This is a genomic window from Pseudomonas sp. B19125, assembly GCF_044218855.1.
GTDB classification, from domain to species: domain Bacteria; phylum Pseudomonadota; class Gammaproteobacteria; order Pseudomonadales; family Pseudomonadaceae; genus Aquipseudomonas; species Aquipseudomonas edaphica.
On sequence record NZ_CP162589.1, the window covers coordinates 3978053 to 3996626 of the forward strand.

Sequence of the window (18574 nt, forward strand, 5' to 3'; positions counted from 1 at the left end):
GAAATGGATTAACTTCCTGTGGCAAGCAGGACTGTTATGCCAAGCCCACCTGTTGTGGCAAGCCTCTGCCACTAGGAGCCTGATGGCCAGCGTGAAGCGTCAAGCCAGGGTTCGGCTGAGTGTCACCCAATACCGCGTGCGCGCTCGCACCTCAAACCCCAGGGTCTGGGCCAGCAGTGTGAGGATGCGGTCGGTGTCATCCAGGCGAAAGCTGCCGGTGACCCGCAGCGTTTCCAGGCTCGGGTCCCAGCGCAACACGCCAGGGCGGTAACGTTCCAGCTCACGCAGGAAATCCCCAAAGGGTTGGTTCTGTGCGGTCAATACACCGTCACGCCAGCCCAGTTGCTGCACATCAAACGCCGCCCTGGCACTCAGCCCGTGAGGCTTTAACGAGGCTTGCTGACCGCTGTTCAACGTCGTCAATTGCCCGGCCAGATCACGCACCTGCACCGCGCCCTTGAACACCGACACGCGGCAGCCGGACGCCAATTGCCGTACGCACACTTCAGCCTGGCTCACCTCTACCTGGCCGTAGCACGTGTGCACACTGATCGCTGCCGCGCCCGGCACCGTCAGCGCCAACTCGCCGTCCACCAGCGTGATGCGCCGCTGCGCCAGGTCAACATCCACCGCCGTCGCCGTGTTGAGTTGCAAGCTGCTGCCATCGGCCAACGGCAGGCGTTTGCGCTCGCCGGTGGCGGTGTGCAAATCAGCCCGCCACGCCTCGATGGGCAACTGACGGCTGATCAGCCAGGCGGTCGGCACCAGCGCCGCTACGCCCAAGGCCCGCTTGAGCAACGCACGTCGCCCCGGTTGCGGGCGGTCGAGGCTGGCCATCGCCACGGCCTGGGGCAAGTCACGCAAGCGCTGGCGTAGCGACTGGGCTTTCTGCCAGGTCTGTTCGTGCTGAGGGTGGCTGTCGCGCCAAGCCTGCAAATTGGCGTGGTCACGCTCGGTGGCCGCTCCGGACTCCAACAACGCCAACCACTGCGCCGCAGCACGCGCAACCTCGTGACTCATAGGGCCACCAACAGGCAATGTTCATAGGCCTGGGCCATGTAGCGCTTGACCGTGCGCTCAGAGACGTCGAGCCGCTCGGCAATTTCGCGATAACCCAGGCCTTCCAACTGGCTCCACAGAAACGCGCGCCGCACCACCCGCGGCAAACCGTCGAGCAACTCATCCAGAGCGTGCAAGGTCTCCAGCACCAGCCAGCGTTGCTCGGGCGACGGCACGCAGGTTTCGGGCAAATTCGCCAGCGCCTTCAGATAGGCTTGCTCAAGGCTGCGGCGCTGATGAAAGTTGGCCAGCAAACGCTTGCCGACCGTCACCAGATACGCCCGTGGCTCCTGCATCTGCGCAATCGGCTGGGCACTGGCCAGCACCCGCACAAAGGTGTCCTGGCTCAGGTCCGCCGCATCCCAGGCATTGCCCAGGCGCCGCCGCAACCAGCTTTCGAGCCAGCTGCGATGGTCGCGGTACAAACGCGACAGGGTCATTTCGCCAGTGTGGGTCGGGGCAACAGCATCAGTCATGAAAAGCAACCTGCGCAGCGCGAGTGAGTCTCAAATGAGATTCATTCTATTTAATATCGCTGCTGATCACCACGCTCTTTTCAACATTGCGTTTATGCACTGGGTGACAAGCCGACCTTTACTATTTGTCTTGATATAGATATTTTATCCAAGTCCGCCCACGAGGTCCGCCCATGCAATTGCCTGACTATTCAGATGTCGTCGCCGCCGCCCAACGCCTGCAAGGCTTTGCCCATCAAACGCCGGTGTTTACCTCACGCACCCTCGACGCTGAAACCGGTGCCCAGGTATTCATCAAGTGTGAAAACCTGCAACGCGCTGGCTCGTTCAAGTTTCGCGGTGCGTTTAATGCCCTGTCGCAGTTTGACGCACACCAGCGCAAGGCCGGGGTGGTGGCGTTCTCTTCCGGCAACCATGCTCAGGGTATTGCGCTGGCCGCCCAATTGCTCGGCATGCCGGCGACCATCGTGATGCCCGCCGACGCGCCCGCCGCCAAGGTCGCCGCCACCCGGGAATATGGCGCCAGCGTGGTGCTGTATGACCGCTTCAACGAGGACCGTGAGCAAATCGGCCGCACCTTGGCGGTTGAGCATGGCATGACGTTGATCCCGCCTTACGACCACCCACACATCCTCGCCGGCCAAGGCACGGCCGCCAAGGAACTGCTGGAATTCACCGGCCCTCTGGACGCCCTGTTCGTCGGCCTGGGCGGTGGCGGCATGCTCTCGGGCACCGCGTTGTCGACCCGTGCGCTGGCACCCGATTGCCAACTGTTTGGCGTTGAGCCCGAAGCAGGCAATGACGGCCAGCGTTCATTCCAGACCGGCAGCATCGTGCACATCGACACCCCGGCGACCATCGCCGACGGTGCGCAAACCCAACACCTGGGCAACTACACCTTCCCGATCATCCGCGACAAGGTGACCGACATCCTCACCGTCTCCGACGCGCAATTGGTGGCCTCGATGAAGTTCTTTATGCAACGCATGAAAATGGTGGTCGAACCCACCGGCTGCCTGGGCCTGGCGGCGTTGCGCCAGCTGGGCGAGCGGTTCAAGGGCCAGCGCGTGGGCATTATCGTCACTGGTGGCAATGTCGACATCGCGCGCTACGCCGCGTTGCTCAGCGAGGCGTCATGAACATCATCCACACCGAGGCCGCCTCGGCGCCCGCCGGGCATTACTCCCAGGCCGTCAGCCACGGCGACACGCTGTATATCTCCGGGCAATTACCGGTGAGCCCGCAGGGGCGCCACAACCTTGAAGCATCGTTTGCCGAACAGGCCCAGTTGGCGCTGGCTAACCTGCTGGCCATCTTGAAAGCCGCCGGCGGCTCGCCCCAGGATCTGGTGAAGGTCACGGTGTATGTGGCCGGGGTTCAGCATTGGCCGCAATTCGACCGTATTTACGCCGCCGCGCTGGGCGAGCACCGCCCTGCCCGCGCGGTGGTGCCGGTGCCCGAGTTGCACCACGGTTATCTGGTGGAGATTGAAGCTGTGGCGCGCTACTTGGCGTAGGTGTAGACCGCCGCCCGTGAAACGCCCAGGTGCGCGGCCACGGTCTCCATGGCCCGGCGAATGTCCATGCAGCCCGAGTCCTTGAGCTCTTGCAGCAACAGCCGTCGATCCGCCGCCTTGAGCGCGCGCGGGGTGGTGGCCAGGCGTGCGGCGAACTGGTCGATGCGGGTGCGAATCACATCGGCGCCGGACGGCTCCAGGGATTCGATAAGGGTGTCGCCAGTGACCGAGCCAAATTGCTCAAGCATGCCCTGCAGGCCACGAAACAATGAGAGATCGACGTTCATGCACAAGGCCGCGACGTACTTGCCACTGGTGTCCTTGATGCCGATCGAGGTGCTTTTGACCTGGCGCCCATCGCTGAATTGGTTGCGGTAGTTGGCAATGATCTGCGGGTAGTCGGGGTCGGCAATCCGCGCCAGGCCCAACTCGGTGGTCGGGTCGCCCGGCGAGCGCCCGGAGAGGTTGTTATGGATCGCCAGGATCGCCTGCTGCGGGTCGCGCAAATCGTGCAGCACGACCTCACAGAACGGGCTGAAGGTTTTGCTTAAGCCTTCGGCAATCTGTTCGAGCTGGCTGATCAGGGTGGTTTCTTCGGGAGAGGTCTTTTTCATGCAAGACAACATATCCAGTCCTGGACAGGCCGTCAATTTGGCCGCTGTCCGCCCTTGTGGAGCGTTAACCATGGACACCCCAGCAGCATTGCTAGACAGCGTGAAAATGCAGCGCAACATCCAGCGCATGCAACAGCGTGCCGACAGCCTGGGTGTGCATTTGCGCCCCCATGTCAAAACCCACAAGTGCGCCGAAGTGGTGGCCGCGCAGATAGCGGCCGGTGCCCGTGGCATCACCGTATCGACGCTCAAGGAAGCCGAATATTTCTTTGAGCTGGGCATCCAGGACATCCTCTACGCCGTCGCCATGGCCCCGCACAAACTGCCCCAGGCCCTGGCGCTGCGCCGCCGGGGTTGCGCGCTGACGCTGATCACCGACAGCCTCGCCGGCGCCCGGGCCATCGTCGATTTCGGCGGCGAGCAGGGTGAAACCTTTGCCGTGATGATCGAGATTGATTGCGACGGCCACCGTTCCGGGGTCAAGCCGCAGGACGCGTTATTGCTCGACATCGCCCGACTGCTCGGTGACAGCCTCGTCGGCGTATTGACCCACGCAGGGGAAAGCTACGGCCTGGATACGCCTGAAGCGTTGCAGGCCATCGCCGAACAGGAACGCGCACGCTGCGTTGAAGCGGCGCAACGTATCCGTACCGCCGGGATGGCCTGCGATCAGGTCAGTGTCGGCTCCACGCCTACCGCGTTGTCGGCCGTAAGCCTTGAAGGCGTGACCGAACTGCGCGCGGGTGTGTATGCGTTTTTTGACCTGGTGATGCACAACATCGGCGTATGCCGCACCGAGGAACTGGCCTTGAGCGTGCTGACCACAGTGATCGGCCATCAAGCGGAAAAAGGCTGGATCATCACCGATGCCGGCTGGATGGCCATGAGCCGGGATCGCGGCACGCAAGCGCAAAAACGCGACTTTGGTTATGGCCAGGTGTGCAATGAGCACGGGGAGTTGATCGACGGCTTGCTGTTGAGCAGCGCCAACCAGGAACATGGCGTGGCGCGGTTCGAAGCGGGCGGCGTGGATGTGGTGACGCAATTTCCGCTCGGTACGCGCCTGCGTATTCTGCCCAATCATGCCTGCGCCACGGGGGCGCAGTTCGGCAACTATAACGCCGTGTTGCACAACGGTGAAGTGCAACGCTGGGAACGCTTGCGCGGCTGGTAGTCGACCTTTCAAGGGCTGCTATAGCCCCTGTGGGAGCTGGCTGTATTTCAAATCAAGCTCGACGCGGCTGTCACAGACCCTGTAGGAGCTGGCTGTATTTCAATTCAAACTCTGCGAGGCTGCCACAGACCCTGTGGGAGCTGGCTTGCCTGCGATGGCGGTCTCCCAGTAGCAAATGGGCCAGCTGACCCGACGCTATCGCAGGCAAGCCAGCTCCCACAATTCTGGCTGTATTTCAAATCAAGCTCGATGCGGCTGTCACAGACCCTGTAGGAGCTGGCTGTATTTCAATTCAAACTCTGCGAGGCTGCCACAGACACTGTGGGAGCTGGCTTGCCTGCGATGGCGGTCTCCCAGTAGCAAATGGGCCAACTGACCCGCCGCTATCGCAGGCAAGCCAGCTCCCACATTCAGGCATCCTCAAGAATGAGGTCGGCGCCCTTCTCCGCCACCATCAATACCGCCGCATGGGTGTTACCCGAGGTCACATTCGGGAAAATCGACGCGTCCACAATGCGCAAGCCGTGCAACCCGTGCACCTTCAAGCGCTTGTCCACCACCGACATCTGCGGGTCCGAGCCCATCGCACAGGAGCCGCACAGGTGGTAGATCGAGCCGCTGTTTTCGCGGAAGTATTGCAGCATCTGCTCGTCGCTCTGCACGGCCGCGCCGGGCAACACCTCGGCCACCGTGATGCCTTTGAGCGCAGGTGCCTGCATGATCTTGCGCATCAAGCGGCTGCCCTGGATGACTTCGTCAATGTCCTTTTGCGTACTCAGATAGTTCGGATCGATCAACGCCGCATCCCGCGGGTTGTTCGAGGCGATGCGGATGGTGCCACGACTGGTCGGCCGGCACGGGTTGAAGCACAGCAGGAAACCGGAATACGGCTCGGGCTTGAGGCTGGCCTTGTTGTTTTTCGGAATCTGGTACGACAGCGGGTTAAAGTACAACTGCAGGTTCGGGTCCGCCTGCTGGTCGTTGCCGCGAAAGAAACCACCGGCCTGGTTGACGCTCATCGCCAACGCGCCCTTACGAGTGAACAGGTATTTCAGGCCCAGTTTCAGCTGGCCGAACAAAGAGCTGAGTTCGTCATTGAGGGTGGGAATATTGGCCTTGTAGTAGTAGCTGGCGCACAAGTGGTCCTGCAGGTTTTCACCTACGGCCGGCAGGTGCTTGACCAGTGGGATGCCGTGTTCAGCCAGCAGTTGCTGATCGGCCACGCCGGACAGTTGCAGGATCTTCGGCGTGTCGACGGCACCCGCGCAAAGGATCACTTCCTTGCGTGCCTTAAAGGTGCGCACCACGCCCTTTTGGGACACGCGAATCCCGCTGGCGCGTTGCTGGTCATCAAACAGCACACGATCAACCAGTGCATGCAACTCCACGGTCAGGTTCGTGCGACTGAGCGCCGGATGCAAATGCGCAAAGCTGCTTGAGCAGCGCTCGCCATTGCGGGTGTTGACGTCATACAGGCCCGCGCCTTCGAAATGGGGGCCGTTGAAGTCATCACTGAGGCCGTAGCCGAGCTGTTCGCAGCCCTTGAGGAACACGTCACAAATCGGGTGGGTCTGGCCCTTCATCGGTGTGATGCTGATGGGGCCGCTGCCACCGTGGTACTCGGTGTCGCCCAGCGGGTGATTTTCCAGTTTGCGGAAGTACGGCAGTACATCCTTGAAACCCCAACCGTCGTTACCGTTGGCCGCCCAGTCATTGAAGTCATGGGCCTGACCGCGCACGTAGATCATGGCGTTGATCGAACCCGAACCGCCCTGCACCTTGCCGCGCGGCGCATAGATTTCCCGGCCAGCCAAGTGTTTTTGCGGCTGGCTGTAGTACATCCAGTTAAAGGTCGGGTTGTAATACATCTTGGCGAATCCGACCGGGATCTTGAACCACCAGGAACTGTCTTTGCCACCGGCTTCCAGCAGCAACACCGAGTATTCGCCCGAAGCGGAAAGCCGGTTGGCCAGAACGCAGCCGGCAGCACCCGCGCCGGCGATGATGTAGTCATATGTCATTCACGGTTACCGCGTAAGTCGTTTTTATCAGCCCTTGGCGGGCGAAGTGTCTTTGACGTCAGCTGGCGTCGGCGCCATCTGCAGGTGCAAACGCTCGCCGGTGTACGGCGTGTGTTTGCGCACCACGTCCATGTTCAGCTCCACGCCCAGGCCCGGTTCGGTGGACGGGATGATGTAGCCGTCCTCCCATTGCAGCGGCTTGGTCAGCACTTCGGCGTGGAAACCGCCCCAGGTCATGATGCTTTCCTGGATCAGGAAGTTCGGCGTGCACGTGGCCAGCTGGAAACTCGCCGCCGCGCCGATCGGCCCGTTGTACAAGTGCGGCGCGATTTGCGCGTAATAGGCTTCTGCCATGCTCGCGATCTTCTTCGCCTCCAGCAGCCCGCCGCAACGCGCCACGTTCATTTGCAGGATCGACGCGCCGCCGGCCTGCAGCAGTTTGAAAAACTCGTACTTGGTGGTCAGGCGCTCGCCGGTGGCAATCGGGATGCTGGTCTTGGCCGCGACCTGGGCCATCGCGTCTTCCTGGCCAGGCGGCACCGGTTCTTCGAACCACAGCGGGTCGTATTTCTCCAGGCGCTTGGCCAAGCGGATCGCCGATGACGGCACCATCTGCCCATGGGTGCCGAACAACAGGTCGCACTTGTCGCCCACCGCCTCGCGGATCTTGCGGCAGAAAGTCTCGCAACGCTCCAGCACTTCCAGCGAAATCTGGTGGCCGGAGTACGCGGTGTACGGGCCGGCCGGGTCGAACTTCACGGCGGTGAAGCCTTTGTTCATATTCTCGATGGCGCACTCGGCGGCCAGGTCCGGGTCGTCGTAGTCGTACTCGCCCTTGCTGTTGACCGGGTACAGGTAGGTGTAGGAACGCAGGCGCTCGTTGACCTTGCCACCCAGCAGCTCATAGACCGGCTTGTTGGCGGCTTTGCCGATGATGTCCCAGCACGCCATTTCCAGGCCGCTGACCACGCCCATCATGGTCAGGTCCGGGCGCTGGGTGAAACCGCTCGAATAAGCCTGGCGGAAAAACCGCTCGATGTGGTGCGGGTCGTGGTTGAGCAGGTAGCGCTCGAACACATCCTCGATGATCGGCAGCATGGCCTTGGGACCAAAGGTGGCGGCGTAAATCTCACCGACACCTTCAATGCCGCAGTCGGTCTTGAGTTTGACAAACAGCCAATACATGCCACCGATATGCGGTGGTGGGACGGCAACGATATGGGTTTCAAGGGCGACGATTTTCATCTCAGGCACCTGTCTGGTTGATTTTTTTACGATTGATTCGAGCGCGCAGCGTCAGGGCCGCAAGCGTCCCGAGCACGCCGATAAAGGCGATGTAGCCGAAATACAGGTTGTAACCGGCCTTGCCTGGGTAGGTATCGGTCAGGTAGCCATTGATCAGCGGGATAAAGGTGTCGGGCAGGTAACCCACCACCGAGACGATGCCGATGGCCAGGCCGGTGATGCGCAGCGGAATGTCGCAGCTGTCGAGAATCGCCCAGTACAGACCGCGAATCGCATAGGTCATCAGGCCGATAAAGATCACCGTGCCGATCAGCAGGCCGAGGCTGTTGAGCGCCGGGAGCACGATCAGCCCGACCATCGCCAGGGTCACCAGCACCAGCGCGACGATCAGCACCGAGATGTTCGAGAACTTGTCGCCCAGCCAGCCGCCGCCGATGCCGCCGATGGGGCGCATCCACAGTTTGATGGTGGTGATGGTGCCGGCCATCACCGCAGTCATGCCGCTGCCTTGCAAGTAGTCGGAGAAGCTGTAGGTAGCCCAGAACATGTGATAACCGCAGAACACGATGGCGGTCACCAGCCACAGCTCGGGGATTTTCACCAGGGTGGTCAGGTCGGCGATCAGGTTGAACTTGCCCTTCTCTACCGCTGGCGTCTCGGCCAGAGACTTGGGATCTTTGAGCAGTACCAGCCCGCAGCCAATGGCTATACAGATAAACGAGTACAGGTACACCACGTGCTTGAAGCCTTGGGCCGCCGACTGGCTTTGAGTTTCGGTGGCATAGGCAAACAGGCCCAGGGCCACGGTCGCCAGCAAGGCTTCCACCAGCCCGCGACCGCCATCGAGAATGCCGAAGAACCGCCCCTGCTCACTCTGATGAGCAATCATCTTCACGCGCTTGAGCACCGAGGCCCAGAACGTCAGGCCAGTGGTCAGGCCCCAGCAACCGAAAATGATCATCAGGCCGGTCATTGACGGCACGCTGGCGTACCACAGGCCCAGTGCGCCGGTGGCGACCAGCGAGAAGAAGATCAAAAAGCGTGGCGGCAAACGGTCGGCCAGCCAGCCGCTGGGCAGGTAGCTAAGCAAAAAGATCGTGCCGAGCATGGAGTACAGGTAGCCCAGTTGACTGTGGTTGATCTGGAACACGTCGAGCATGGTGGTCTGGTAGACCTGGCGCAGGTAGAGGATCGGGTAGATCGCGCCGGCGGCGAGTACCAGCAACAGCAATTGGAAATAACGGCTGGCAGTGTCGTTTGCCGCGGGCACGGCAACGGAAACCTGGGCAACGGGTGCAGGCTTGGACATCATGTGGACCTCAGGCACCCGCTGCGCGGGCGCCCTGATAATTGTTTTTATTAAAGGTGCAACAGGTGCGCGTGGATCAGTACTTCATGACCACCAGGCGGGTCTGGGTAAACTCAAGCATCCCGTGCTTACCGTCATCGCCGCCCAGCCCTGAGCGTTTCCAGCCGGCGTGGAAGCCCTGATACGGGTCTGCCGGCGTGCGATTGACGTACAGCTCGCCGGCTTCGATGGCATTCGCCACTTTCATCGCCGTGCGGTAGTTCTCGGTGTAGAGCACTGATGACAGGCCGAACTGATGGTCGTTGGCCATGGCCAGCGCTTCGTCGATGTCGCGGTACTTGAGCACCGGCAACACCGGACCGAAGATTTCTTCCTGAATGATTTCCATGTCCTGGCGGCAACCGCTGAGCAAGGTCGGCGGATAGAAATGGCCCGGCCCGGCTGGCAGCACACCACCTGTTTCCAGTACAGCACCGGCAGCGACGGCGCGCTCGACCATGGCGTGGATATTCTTTTGCGAGCTGGCGTTGACCAACGGGCCCATCAGGCTTTCGTCCGTGGAACGGTCACCGAACTTCACCGCGCTGATCTTGGTTTTCAGCAATGCGAGGAATGGGTCGTAAATGCTTTCGTGCACATACACGCGTTCCACCGCCGTACACAGCTGACCGCAGTGGGTGGTCTTGGACGCAACGATAGCGCTGGCGGCTGTTTCCAGGTCGGCATCCGGTTCGATGATTACCGGGGTCTTGCCGCCCAATTCCAGGGATGGCTTGGCGATATTGGCCTTGCAGTAATCCAGCACGATACGCCCGGCGTTCACGCTGCCGGTGAGGGTGATCAGGCCGACGGCCTTGTGCGTGCAGACGCTGGCGGCGGTGGCGTGGTCCATGGTCAGGATGTTGATCACACCGGCTGGAATACCGGCTGTCACCACTGCCTTGGCAATTTCAAACGCCGACAGTGGCGTGTTGTTGCTGGGCCGCACCACCACGGTATTACCCGCGATCAGCGCCGGGGCAATCTTGCGCAACAGCGTGTAGACCGGGTAGTTGAACGGGATCAGACAGGCCACCACACCAATCGGCTCGCGGTGCAGGAACAGGTTTTCGTCCGAGGTATCGCTGGGGATGATTTCGCCTTCGATGCGGCGGGCCCATTCGGCGTGGTAACGGGTAATTTGCGCGGCGTAGCGGGCTTCGTTGCTGGCGTCAGTGACGCTCTTGCCGGACTCGCTGGCCAAAGCCGTGCCGATGGCTTCGGCGTGGCTGTCCAAGGCATCAGCGAAGGCACGCAGGTGCTCGGCGCGTTCGATGCTGGTGAGCGTGCCCCAGGTTTTCTGGGCGCGGGCGGCGGCGTCGACGGCGGCAATGGCCTCATCGGCGGTGGCGGCGCTGACATGGCCGACCAGGGATTCATTGGCAGGGTTGTAGACGGCGATCAGGGCGTCGCTGGCGGGTTCGACGAATTGACCGTTAAAGAAATTGCGCTCGAATTGCATGTGGTTTGCCCAACGTTGTTGTTTTGCGAGTGACATGCAGTTTTGTCGTTGTTAGGGGGGCGGGCAAACGACTTATTGGGTGGGGTAACGTGAGGAAAATGCAGGTTAGCAGTGATGAGTGTGGATTTGAGCGGCGTGCAGATGACTACTGTTCAAGTCAACACTCAACACGGGTTACAAAGCCCAAAACCCCAGACGACCAAGACTGGCCGCCAACCTCAGGCGTGACGTCTGCCAGCGGCTGAGGGTTTGAATATGCTCTTGCTCGGCACCGGAATACGCGGTCAGGGCATTGAGCAACTCAATCATGCTGCCCACCCCGGCGTGATAACGGCCCTGGATGACCTCCAGCGACTGGCGTGATTGATCGACCAACTCGCTGGTGCGCTGCAGACTTTGGGTCTCAATATTCAACGTCTGATAACTGGCCCATAGGTCTAGCGCGACCTCTTGCTCAACCTCAGCCAGTTCTGCTCGGCCCGCGTCGACACGAGCTTGTGCTTGGCGGATCTGGTAGGTCCGGCCAAAACCGTCAAAGATCGGGATGCTCAACTGCAAACCGATACTGCGGTCCCGCTCACGCTCATCGCCATTGAATATCTTCGATTGCTGGCTACGTGCGTACGTCAGGTCGGCGGTCAGTGCCAGGCTCGGAAGGTTGGCAGCGCGTCGCTCATCAACGGCCGCCTGAGCGGCCCTGAGCCTAGCATGTGCGGCGAGTACTGCCGGGTGATCCTGACGCGCCTGGGTCAACAACTCATCGACCGCCTGCAGGAACTGAGTGTCCGGCAGTGGAGTGAGGTCACCCGCCAACTGCAGAGGCGTTTGGGGTGATAGCCCCATGCGCAAGGCAATCACACCCAAAGCGTTATGCAATGCTCCACGGTCGCGGATCTGGCGCAAATTAGCCTGGGAAAACGCTGTTTGCGCCTGCAAGCGATCAGAAAGTGCGGCCGCACCGGCTTTGTATTTGGCATCCGCCGCTTCCAGGTTGCGAGCCGCCAATTCGGTGATCTGCACCGAGGCGGCCAAGCTGCGCTGAGATGACAAGGCATCGTAATAAGCCTGCGCTGCCTCAACAAAAGTACGCTGCAACATGGCGTCCTGGGTAGCGTTGGCAGCCACCAGCAACTGGCGGGCATTGCGCAAGGCGGCCCCGCGTCGACCGAAATCCACCAACACCCAACTGAGCTCAAGACTGGCGCTGTCGCGCCGCCGGTGCCCTTCACCAGAACGTAAGGCCGGTTCATCGTAGTCAACCCGACCATTGCCGCGATTACTGCCAACGCGCCCATCCAGGCGCGGCAGATACGACGACTGGCTGAGCCCAACCTGGGCAGCCTGAGCCTTGGCATTGGCCCAACTGATACGCGTCTGTGGGTCGTGGCACAAAATCCGTTCGACCACCTGCTCTAACGGCAAACGTTCAGGTAACCGGCCAAAACTACACGACAGCTCGCCACGTGCATCGTCATACACCGCTTGCCGGGAAACGTTGCGTGCAGTGTCAAAAACGTCTGGCTCAAAGGCCCATGCAGAACGTGAACAACACAACAAGGCCATCATCAAGATCGAGGATAATTGCTTCATACCTGGCCCTGTTTCATCTCTGGCGAAGTGTTCGCGGTATGTGCGCTATTCGTTGGTCCGTCAGCATCGCCATGTACCACCCTACCGGCCAGAATCCGGATGACACGGTCCGCAGAGGCGATGGTTTCAGGGCGGTGGGCAACCATGATGCGCGTAATTCGCAACCCCTGAATGGCCTGATTCACACGCTGTTCACACGCGACATCCAAGTGACTGGTGGCCTCGTCCAGAAAGAGTATTCGCGGTTTCTTATACAGGGCCCTGGCCAGCAGCACGCGCTGCTTTTGCCCACCGGAGAGCACCGTGCCCATGTCTCCCACCAAAGTGTTGTAACCCATCGGCATGGCTTGGATATCACTGTGAATCGACGCGATCCGGGCACATTCGATCAACCAGGACTGATCCACGTTGAGGTCGAAGAAACTGATGTTATCGCGCAAAGATCCCGCAAACAGCACATCGTCCTGCGTCACAGTACCTACCAGTTGCCGCAAACCATCCAGGCCCAGTTGCGCCAATTCAATACCGGCGATACGAATCTGCCCCCGAGTGGCCGGCAGGATACCGAGCATGACGTTCATCAGCGTGCTTTTGCCGCAACCCGACGGACCAACGATAGCCACCGATTCACCCGCAGCAATGTGCAGGTCGAGGTTGTCCAGCACCCAGGGCTCCTGCTCGGCATAACGGTAGTGCAATCCCTGGATTTCAATGCTCGCATCACAATCCATGAGTGTCTGCAGGTCGACACTGGAAGCGGTTGCTTCCGGTGGGTGCAGAACAATATCTGCCAGCCGTTCGCCCTGCAGTTGCAACATACGCAGCTCGAAAAACTTGTCTATCAAGTTACCTACTCGGGTATCAAACTGCGTTTTATAGGCGATAAACGCGATCAACAGCCCGACGCTGAACTGGCCATCCATCACCATGCTTGCGCCAAACCAAATCACCAACAAGTTCTCAATGCCAAACAGCAACCCATTCAATTGTTGATAGAGCAACCGCAGCTTTTGCGTGCGCAATCCAGCGTTGATCTGCTCCACCAACAAACCAAGCCAGGCTGAACGACGCTCTTCCTGGCGCTGAAACAGTTTCAAGGGGCGAATGCCACGCACCGTTTCCAGAAAATGGCTTTGCTGACGTGCGGCATGGATGATTTGCTCTTCGGTCGCATTGCGCAGCGGTCGATACCAAAGGCAGCGTCCAACGGCATACAGCAGCATAGTGGCGATCGCAATAGCGGCCAGGGCCGGACTGTAGAGCAGCATCATTGCAAGGGTCGCGACGGACATAAGACCGTCGAGAATCGCCGATAGGAACGCCGCCGTCAGCGTCTGCTGAATAGTGTCTACGGCGCCGAAACGCGACACCACATCTCCCAAGTAGCGCTTCTCAAAGTATTGGCTGGGCAACCGTAACAAGTGGCTGAAGACATTCGCACGCCACTGCACGGAAAGCAGCGTACTCAAATGCATCATGACCCAGGCACGCACGCCGCTGACCGCTTGTTGCATCAACAATAACAAGGTAAAGCCCAGTACCAGTGTACTGAGCAGATCGTGGTCGGCGCTGATAATGACGTTGTCGATCGTCCACTGAAGCAAGAACGGGGTGATCAGGGAAAAGACCTCGAGCGTCAGTGCCAGCAGCAGTACTTGCACCAACGAGCGATACAGCCCGCTAATACGCCCCATCATGTTCAGGAGTTTGATTCTTGGTTTGTCTTCTTGCAGCTCGAAACCGCTGTCCGGCCACAATTCCAGTGCTACGCCGGTGAAGCTTTGAGATAAACCTTCATGATTGATCCGGCGCAACCCTCGCGCAGGATCATGTATAACCACGCCTTGCCGATCGACGGACTTGAGTACGACAAAGTGGTTGAAGTTCCAGTGCAGAATACAAGGCAGCTTGAGCTGGCCGAGGCCGTCCACATCCAACGTGACAGCACGAGCACCCAGTTGCAGTTGCTGAGCACTGTTGATCAGTTGTTTGAGGGCAATACCTTTGAGGGAGACGCTGCAACGGCGGCGCAAATCCAGCATATCGACCCGATGCCCGTGGTATCCAGCAATCATCGCCAGGCAAGCCAGGCCGCATTCAGTCGCTTCGGTCTGCAATACCACGGGCAGACGACGCCCGGGACGCAAGGCTATGGCGTCAAGAAAAGTCATGGGAGGGGTTCCTAGAATTTGCCGGTGAGGCTGTAGAGAGGCTCCAGCACCCATTCATAAAGGCGGCGGCTTTCCTGCAGGATGTCGGCATCCAACAGCATTCCGCTTTGCAGCAACTGAGGCTTGCCATAGGCCATAACGGTCTGCTCGTCGAGTTGTACACGCAAGCGGTAGAGCTGTTCGCCGTTGCGCGAAAGCCCCGGTACCTCACCCGTCATAATGGCAAGATCCGCAGAGGGCACGGCAGTGCGCGAAATAGACACCACTTGAGCGTGATATTGGCCAAACTTCTGATAGGGATAGGCCTGATAGCGGATCAGCACGGCGTCCCCCGGCCTGATAAACCCCACCGCTTTGCTCGGGGCGTAGAGCTCAGCCTGCAGTTGGGCGTCACGGGGCATGATGCTCAACAACGTACGCGACGGGTCCACTGTCTGGCCGACTTCCGTCAGAACTGCCGTTGCCACACCGTTTCCTGGAGCGGTGATCAATACCGTACGCTTGGCTTCACTCTCTGCCAGCTCTTGTTCGATACCCGACAGTTGTCGATGTATCGGCGCCAGTGCATTGGCTTGGCGTGTTTCAAGCCCCGCCAACTCGTTGTTGCGCTCGGTGAATTGTTGGGTGATTGAACTGCGCTCGCGATCCAGGCCCTGTAGGGCTTGACGCTGTCCCAAAAGCTCGGCTTGCCGCTGCTGGAACTGGTCCATAGAGATATAGCCCTTTTGCATCAATCCCTGATAGCGATTTGACGCATCCCCCGCCAGCGCCACGCGCTCGCGCTGGCTGACCAATTGCGCAGCCAGGTTGGCTTGCTCATCACGCAGTGTGCTCACCTTACTGGTCAAACTGTCGCGCTCGGCCTGTTGCAGTTGCCGGGTTTTATCGAGTTCCTGCTCCAGTGACTCCCTCCGTTGCTTGAGCTGATAACTCACGCGTGCCTGCACCGGGTCGGCGCCGGCATCATAACGTTCACTGGAAATAGTCAGCAGAGGATCACCCATGACAACGGACTGCCCTTCGACGACAAACTTTTGCAGCACCACTCCGGTTTGCGGCGTCCGGACCTTTATCTGGCCGTTGGCTGGAACCAGTTGACCACTCACCGTGCTGCGCTTGGTGTAAGAGCCCCAGATAAAAAAGCTGCTTACCAAGACCAGCATTCCCAAGGCGAACATAATGAGAAAAGTGAAGGATGTCGGCCGGATCAGCACAATCTCCCCCAGCCATTTGACGCGCTGCGCTTCAGACGCGGCCCTGCGAAATATCCTGTCGCCCACAAATCACTCCTGACACCCCTGCACGCCCGATGCTTTACTCAGCATCCGTTCATGGTTGCTTTCACTTATTGATCATTAGCCCGCGCCGGTTATTGTTATCGTTGATGAACATTTGTATTTGCTTTCGCCATGCAGCTTTGGTCTGCTCGTCGGCAGCATCACTGAGAGTGGGCATTTGTTTCTCGATAACTTCCAGGCGCTTGCCGGCTTCGGGAACCCGTGCACTGGCTAGCCAATACCACTTGTAGGCTTCGGGTAAATTGACTGCCTGACCAAGCCCTTTCTCGAAGATATAGCCAAGATTCGCTTGCGCCTGAGGCACGTCAAGCATCGCTGCCTCTGTGTACCATTGGGTGGCCATGGGCAGGTTTTTGGGCATGCCAACACCCGTGGCGAAACATTTACCAGTTAGAAAAGCGCCTTCACCAAGTCCGGCTTTCGCTGCCTTTTCATAGTATTGACAAGCCGACTCAGGGCTAGCGTCCGCGATCAGGTGGTTAGCACTCAAGGAGCCCAAGCGAAATAATGCTTTTGAATAATTTAGTTGTGCCGATTTTTTATAGTACTCAATGGCTTGGGGCATGGACTTGCTTACCCCCAGACCGGACTCATACATAAAACCTAAATTGTAGATAGAGGTCGGGTCTTCATGTGCTGCCGAAAGTTCCAGATAATGCTTGGCCTTAACATAGTCAGTTGCGCCAATCGCCTGTCCGTCCAGATACAAGGCGCCCAAAGTCGCTTGTGCAGCGGCATAGTTTTGCTGGGCCAAGTCAGTCCATAAGTTTAGGGCGGCGTTGACATCGCGGTTGTGCCCCTTTCCCGTGAACAGCAATCCGGCGAGCATATTTCTAGCATCAGGATCGTTAGCTTGCTTGGCTAGCGTAGAAGCCAGAGAATAGGCACTTGCATAGTCATCACGGTTATAGGCCGCCCGCGCGTCATCTATATTTGCCGCGTGCGCGACTGAAAGAAACAGGGCACAGCAGGCAGCCATCAGCCGCTTATTGAACTGGGATTTTTTGTTTGTAGCAAGCTCTTGATTCATGTGTATTCCATATCAATTCGTAGTCTTGAAACGCTGGCCATCCCAAGACATAGGGCGTCAGGTACTTTTGCTCGGCCAGTGTCGTATAGGAAACATCTTTCGCCCCCCCTCCAATGTTCAGATTGATTGTGGCCTGGGTGATGGTTCGGGGAGAGGTACCACTCACATCGGTCATTATTTTGCTTTGCTGATCATTCCCCGCTGAACCGACCTTGGCTTCGCCACCACTTAAGTAGTAAAGATTACCGGTATCAAGGGAAGCAGCGGTTTGTTGACCGTCCACATTAGCGAGCACATATAAAAACTGAGTTTGTCGTGAATAAGAGCTGCCTAGAAATACGCTGCCCACGCACTGTTTTTCAAGTGCCTCTATTTCCGCTGGGGTTACGTTCAGTGTGATATGCTCACTTCCAACAATGACATTGTCGAAGCCAGACATCAGGTCCAAACCAAACAAACTGAGCGACCCGCCCACTACAACCAGAACGTTCCTGAGTTCAATGCCCGAAAGGTTAATCTCCCTGATCAAGCCGTACTGGGCATTCACCGATTGCCGGCTGTAATAACTATTGATTTCCACCGGCAACTTAATCAATTCAACGCCATATCGGAGGGCATCAGACTCGCTGATAACTGTCACGCTCGCGCCCGTATCAAACAAGACCTTTGCCGCGTGGCCATTGACTTCAACTTCAAGCAAAGGGTCGGTAGCGCTTTTGAGATAATCATTTTCTTCACTACTTAATACTATTTGAGTGCGCTTCAATAAGCCGGCTTGCCGATCGCCCACACGTTTGAGCGTATCGACATCCAACTGAGCAATAAACTGTTCGGCTCGGCGACGCTGTTCAGCAGTCATGGACGCCAGGACCTGCGCATAAGCCGCGAAGTGCCCATCATTCAAGTGATTACCGAGCAGTATGAGTTTGCAGGCGGTCGCCGTATTTTCCACATTGAGGACTGCGCAATCAGCAAGGCTGACTTGCGTCGCGGGCTTCTTGGACTGGGCCCTGGCCAGAACGGCGGAAAGCAGCGTATTAGCGTCTATTCTTGATGCTTCCAGACCGCGTAATGGAATAGAACTCGGGGCATACAGTTTGGCTTGTATGTCCTGCAACTCGACAGCACTCACTGGGTTCGACAGCAAGAGTGCGACCACGCATAGAGTGAGGCTATTGCGGCACATTCTTTAGTCCAAATGATCGCTCGAGCCTTTTAATTTCGTCTTCCGACAGCAGCGGCTTCGGTGGCACGGTGAACGCCTTTTCCGGCGACGGCAGCGGGTTGACCAGAGTGGTCTTTTTTACTTTTGATGCAATTTCTCCGCTGCTCACGGGGTACAAGGCCTCATCCAAACACTTATCCCGCATAGTCTGGCTGGACAAGCCATAGCAACCCTTTCCATTTGACAGTGCCCTGGCTTCACAGGTACTGCGGCCATCAGGATCCTCCTGCTCCACACAGCTCAAAGAACCGAATGCGTGGCCTAGCACACTGGCCGGGTCAGCAGCATGAGCGACGGTGTAAAACAGCAACGGCGCCAAGGCGAATAAGGTATTTTTCATATTCG

At 58.7% G+C, this 18574-nt stretch carries 16 protein-coding genes; 3 read left to right on the forward strand and 13 right to left on the reverse strand.

Annotated features, from left to right (window positions below):
• Positions 1-99: 99 nt before the first annotated feature.
• Positions 100-1020 (reverse strand): FecR domain-containing protein, encoded by a 921-nt coding sequence (locus AB4P96_RS17985; RefSeq protein ID WP_395599883.1) that lies wholly within the window; start codon positions 1018-1020, stop codon positions 100-102.
• Positions 1017-1535, reverse strand: a complete 519-nt coding sequence (locus AB4P96_RS17990; RefSeq protein ID WP_138453395.1) for a sigma-70 family RNA polymerase sigma factor — start codon at positions 1533-1535, stop codon at positions 1017-1019. The genes AB4P96_RS17985 and AB4P96_RS17990 overlap by 4 nt, the downstream gene beginning before the upstream one ends.
• 173 nt (positions 1536-1708) lie before the next feature.
• On the opposite strand from AB4P96_RS17990, the gene AB4P96_RS17995 reads away from it, so the two are divergent.
• Entirely contained in the window at positions 1709-2674 is a 966-nt protein-coding gene (locus AB4P96_RS17995; protein ID WP_395599884.1) for a threo-3-hydroxy-L-aspartate ammonia-lyase, read from the forward strand.
• Positions 2671-3051: a RidA family protein gene (locus AB4P96_RS18000; RefSeq protein WP_017135456.1), complete on the forward strand. Its 381-nt coding sequence runs from the start codon at positions 2671-2673 to the stop codon at positions 3049-3051. The genes AB4P96_RS17995 and AB4P96_RS18000 overlap by 4 nt, the downstream gene beginning before the upstream one ends.
• Here AB4P96_RS18000 and AB4P96_RS18005 read toward each other — a convergent pair.
• A complete protein-coding gene (locus tag AB4P96_RS18005) occupies positions 3039-3665 on the reverse strand; it encodes a transcriptional regulator (protein WP_017135455.1) in 627 nt (208 codons plus the stop codon). The two genes, AB4P96_RS18000 and AB4P96_RS18005, sit on opposite strands and share 13 nt — an antisense overlap.
• A 70-nt stretch (positions 3666-3735) precedes the next feature.
• Between AB4P96_RS18005 and AB4P96_RS18010 the strand changes: the two genes are divergently transcribed.
• Positions 3736-4839, forward strand: coding sequence for a DSD1 family PLP-dependent enzyme (locus tag AB4P96_RS18010; RefSeq protein WP_099549893.1), 1104 nt, complete (start codon positions 3736-3738; stop codon positions 4837-4839).
• A 410-nt stretch (positions 4840-5249) separates the two neighbouring features.
• Here the strand turns inward: AB4P96_RS18010 and AB4P96_RS18015 are convergent, their stop codons facing one another.
• From AB4P96_RS18015 to AB4P96_RS18060, 10 genes are all read right to left on the reverse strand, one after another.
• Positions 5250-6860 carry a GMC family oxidoreductase gene (locus AB4P96_RS18015; RefSeq protein ID WP_395599885.1) on the reverse strand — a complete coding sequence of 537 codons (1611 nt, stop codon included), beginning with the start codon at positions 6858-6860 and terminating at the stop codon, positions 5250-5252.
• Between the two features lie 27 nt (positions 6861-6887).
• Positions 6888-8105 (reverse strand): mandelate racemase/muconate lactonizing enzyme family protein, encoded by a 1218-nt coding sequence (locus AB4P96_RS18020; RefSeq protein ID WP_017135452.1) that lies wholly within the window; start codon positions 8103-8105, stop codon positions 6888-6890.
• A gap of 1 nt (position 8106) precedes the next feature.
• A complete protein-coding gene (locus AB4P96_RS18025; RefSeq protein WP_395599886.1) occupies positions 8107-9414 on the reverse strand; it encodes a nitrate/nitrite transporter in 1308 nt (435 codons plus the stop codon).
• Between the two features lie 76 nt (positions 9415-9490).
• Complete coding sequence (gene aldA, locus AB4P96_RS18030) at positions 9491-10915, reverse strand: aldehyde dehydrogenase (protein ID WP_017135450.1); 1425 nt, start codon at positions 10913-10915, stop codon at positions 9491-9493.
• Positions 10916-11089: 174 nt separating this feature from the next.
• Positions 11090-12505 carry a TolC family protein gene (locus tag AB4P96_RS18035; RefSeq protein ID WP_395599887.1) on the reverse strand — a complete coding sequence of 472 codons (1416 nt, stop codon included), beginning with the start codon at positions 12503-12505 and terminating at the stop codon, positions 11090-11092.
• Positions 12502-14676 (reverse strand): peptidase domain-containing ABC transporter, encoded by a 2175-nt coding sequence (locus AB4P96_RS18040; RefSeq protein ID WP_395599888.1) that lies wholly within the window; start codon positions 14674-14676, stop codon positions 12502-12504. Before AB4P96_RS18040 ends, AB4P96_RS18035 begins: the two co-directional genes overlap by 4 nt.
• An 11-nt stretch (positions 14677-14687) precedes the next feature.
• The gene (locus tag AB4P96_RS18045; protein WP_236460962.1) at positions 14688-15944 is read right to left on the reverse strand and encodes an HlyD family secretion protein; all 1257 of its coding nucleotides are present in this window, start codon (positions 15942-15944) and stop codon (positions 14688-14690) included.
• A 73-nt stretch (positions 15945-16017) separates the two neighbouring features.
• A complete protein-coding gene (locus AB4P96_RS18050; RefSeq protein ID WP_236460937.1) occupies positions 16018-17004 on the reverse strand; it encodes a tetratricopeptide repeat protein in 987 nt (328 codons plus the stop codon).
• The gene (locus AB4P96_RS18055) at positions 16961-18190 is read right to left on the reverse strand and encodes a retropepsin-like aspartic protease (protein WP_138453462.1); all 1230 of its coding nucleotides are present in this window, start codon (positions 18188-18190) and stop codon (positions 16961-16963) included. The genes AB4P96_RS18050 and AB4P96_RS18055 overlap by 44 nt, the downstream gene beginning before the upstream one ends.
• The gene (locus AB4P96_RS18060) at positions 18177-18569 is read right to left on the reverse strand and encodes a hypothetical protein (RefSeq protein ID WP_138453463.1); all 393 of its coding nucleotides are present in this window, start codon (positions 18567-18569) and stop codon (positions 18177-18179) included. Before AB4P96_RS18060 ends, AB4P96_RS18055 begins: the two co-directional genes overlap by 14 nt.
• Between the last annotated feature and the right edge of the window lie 5 nt (positions 18570-18574).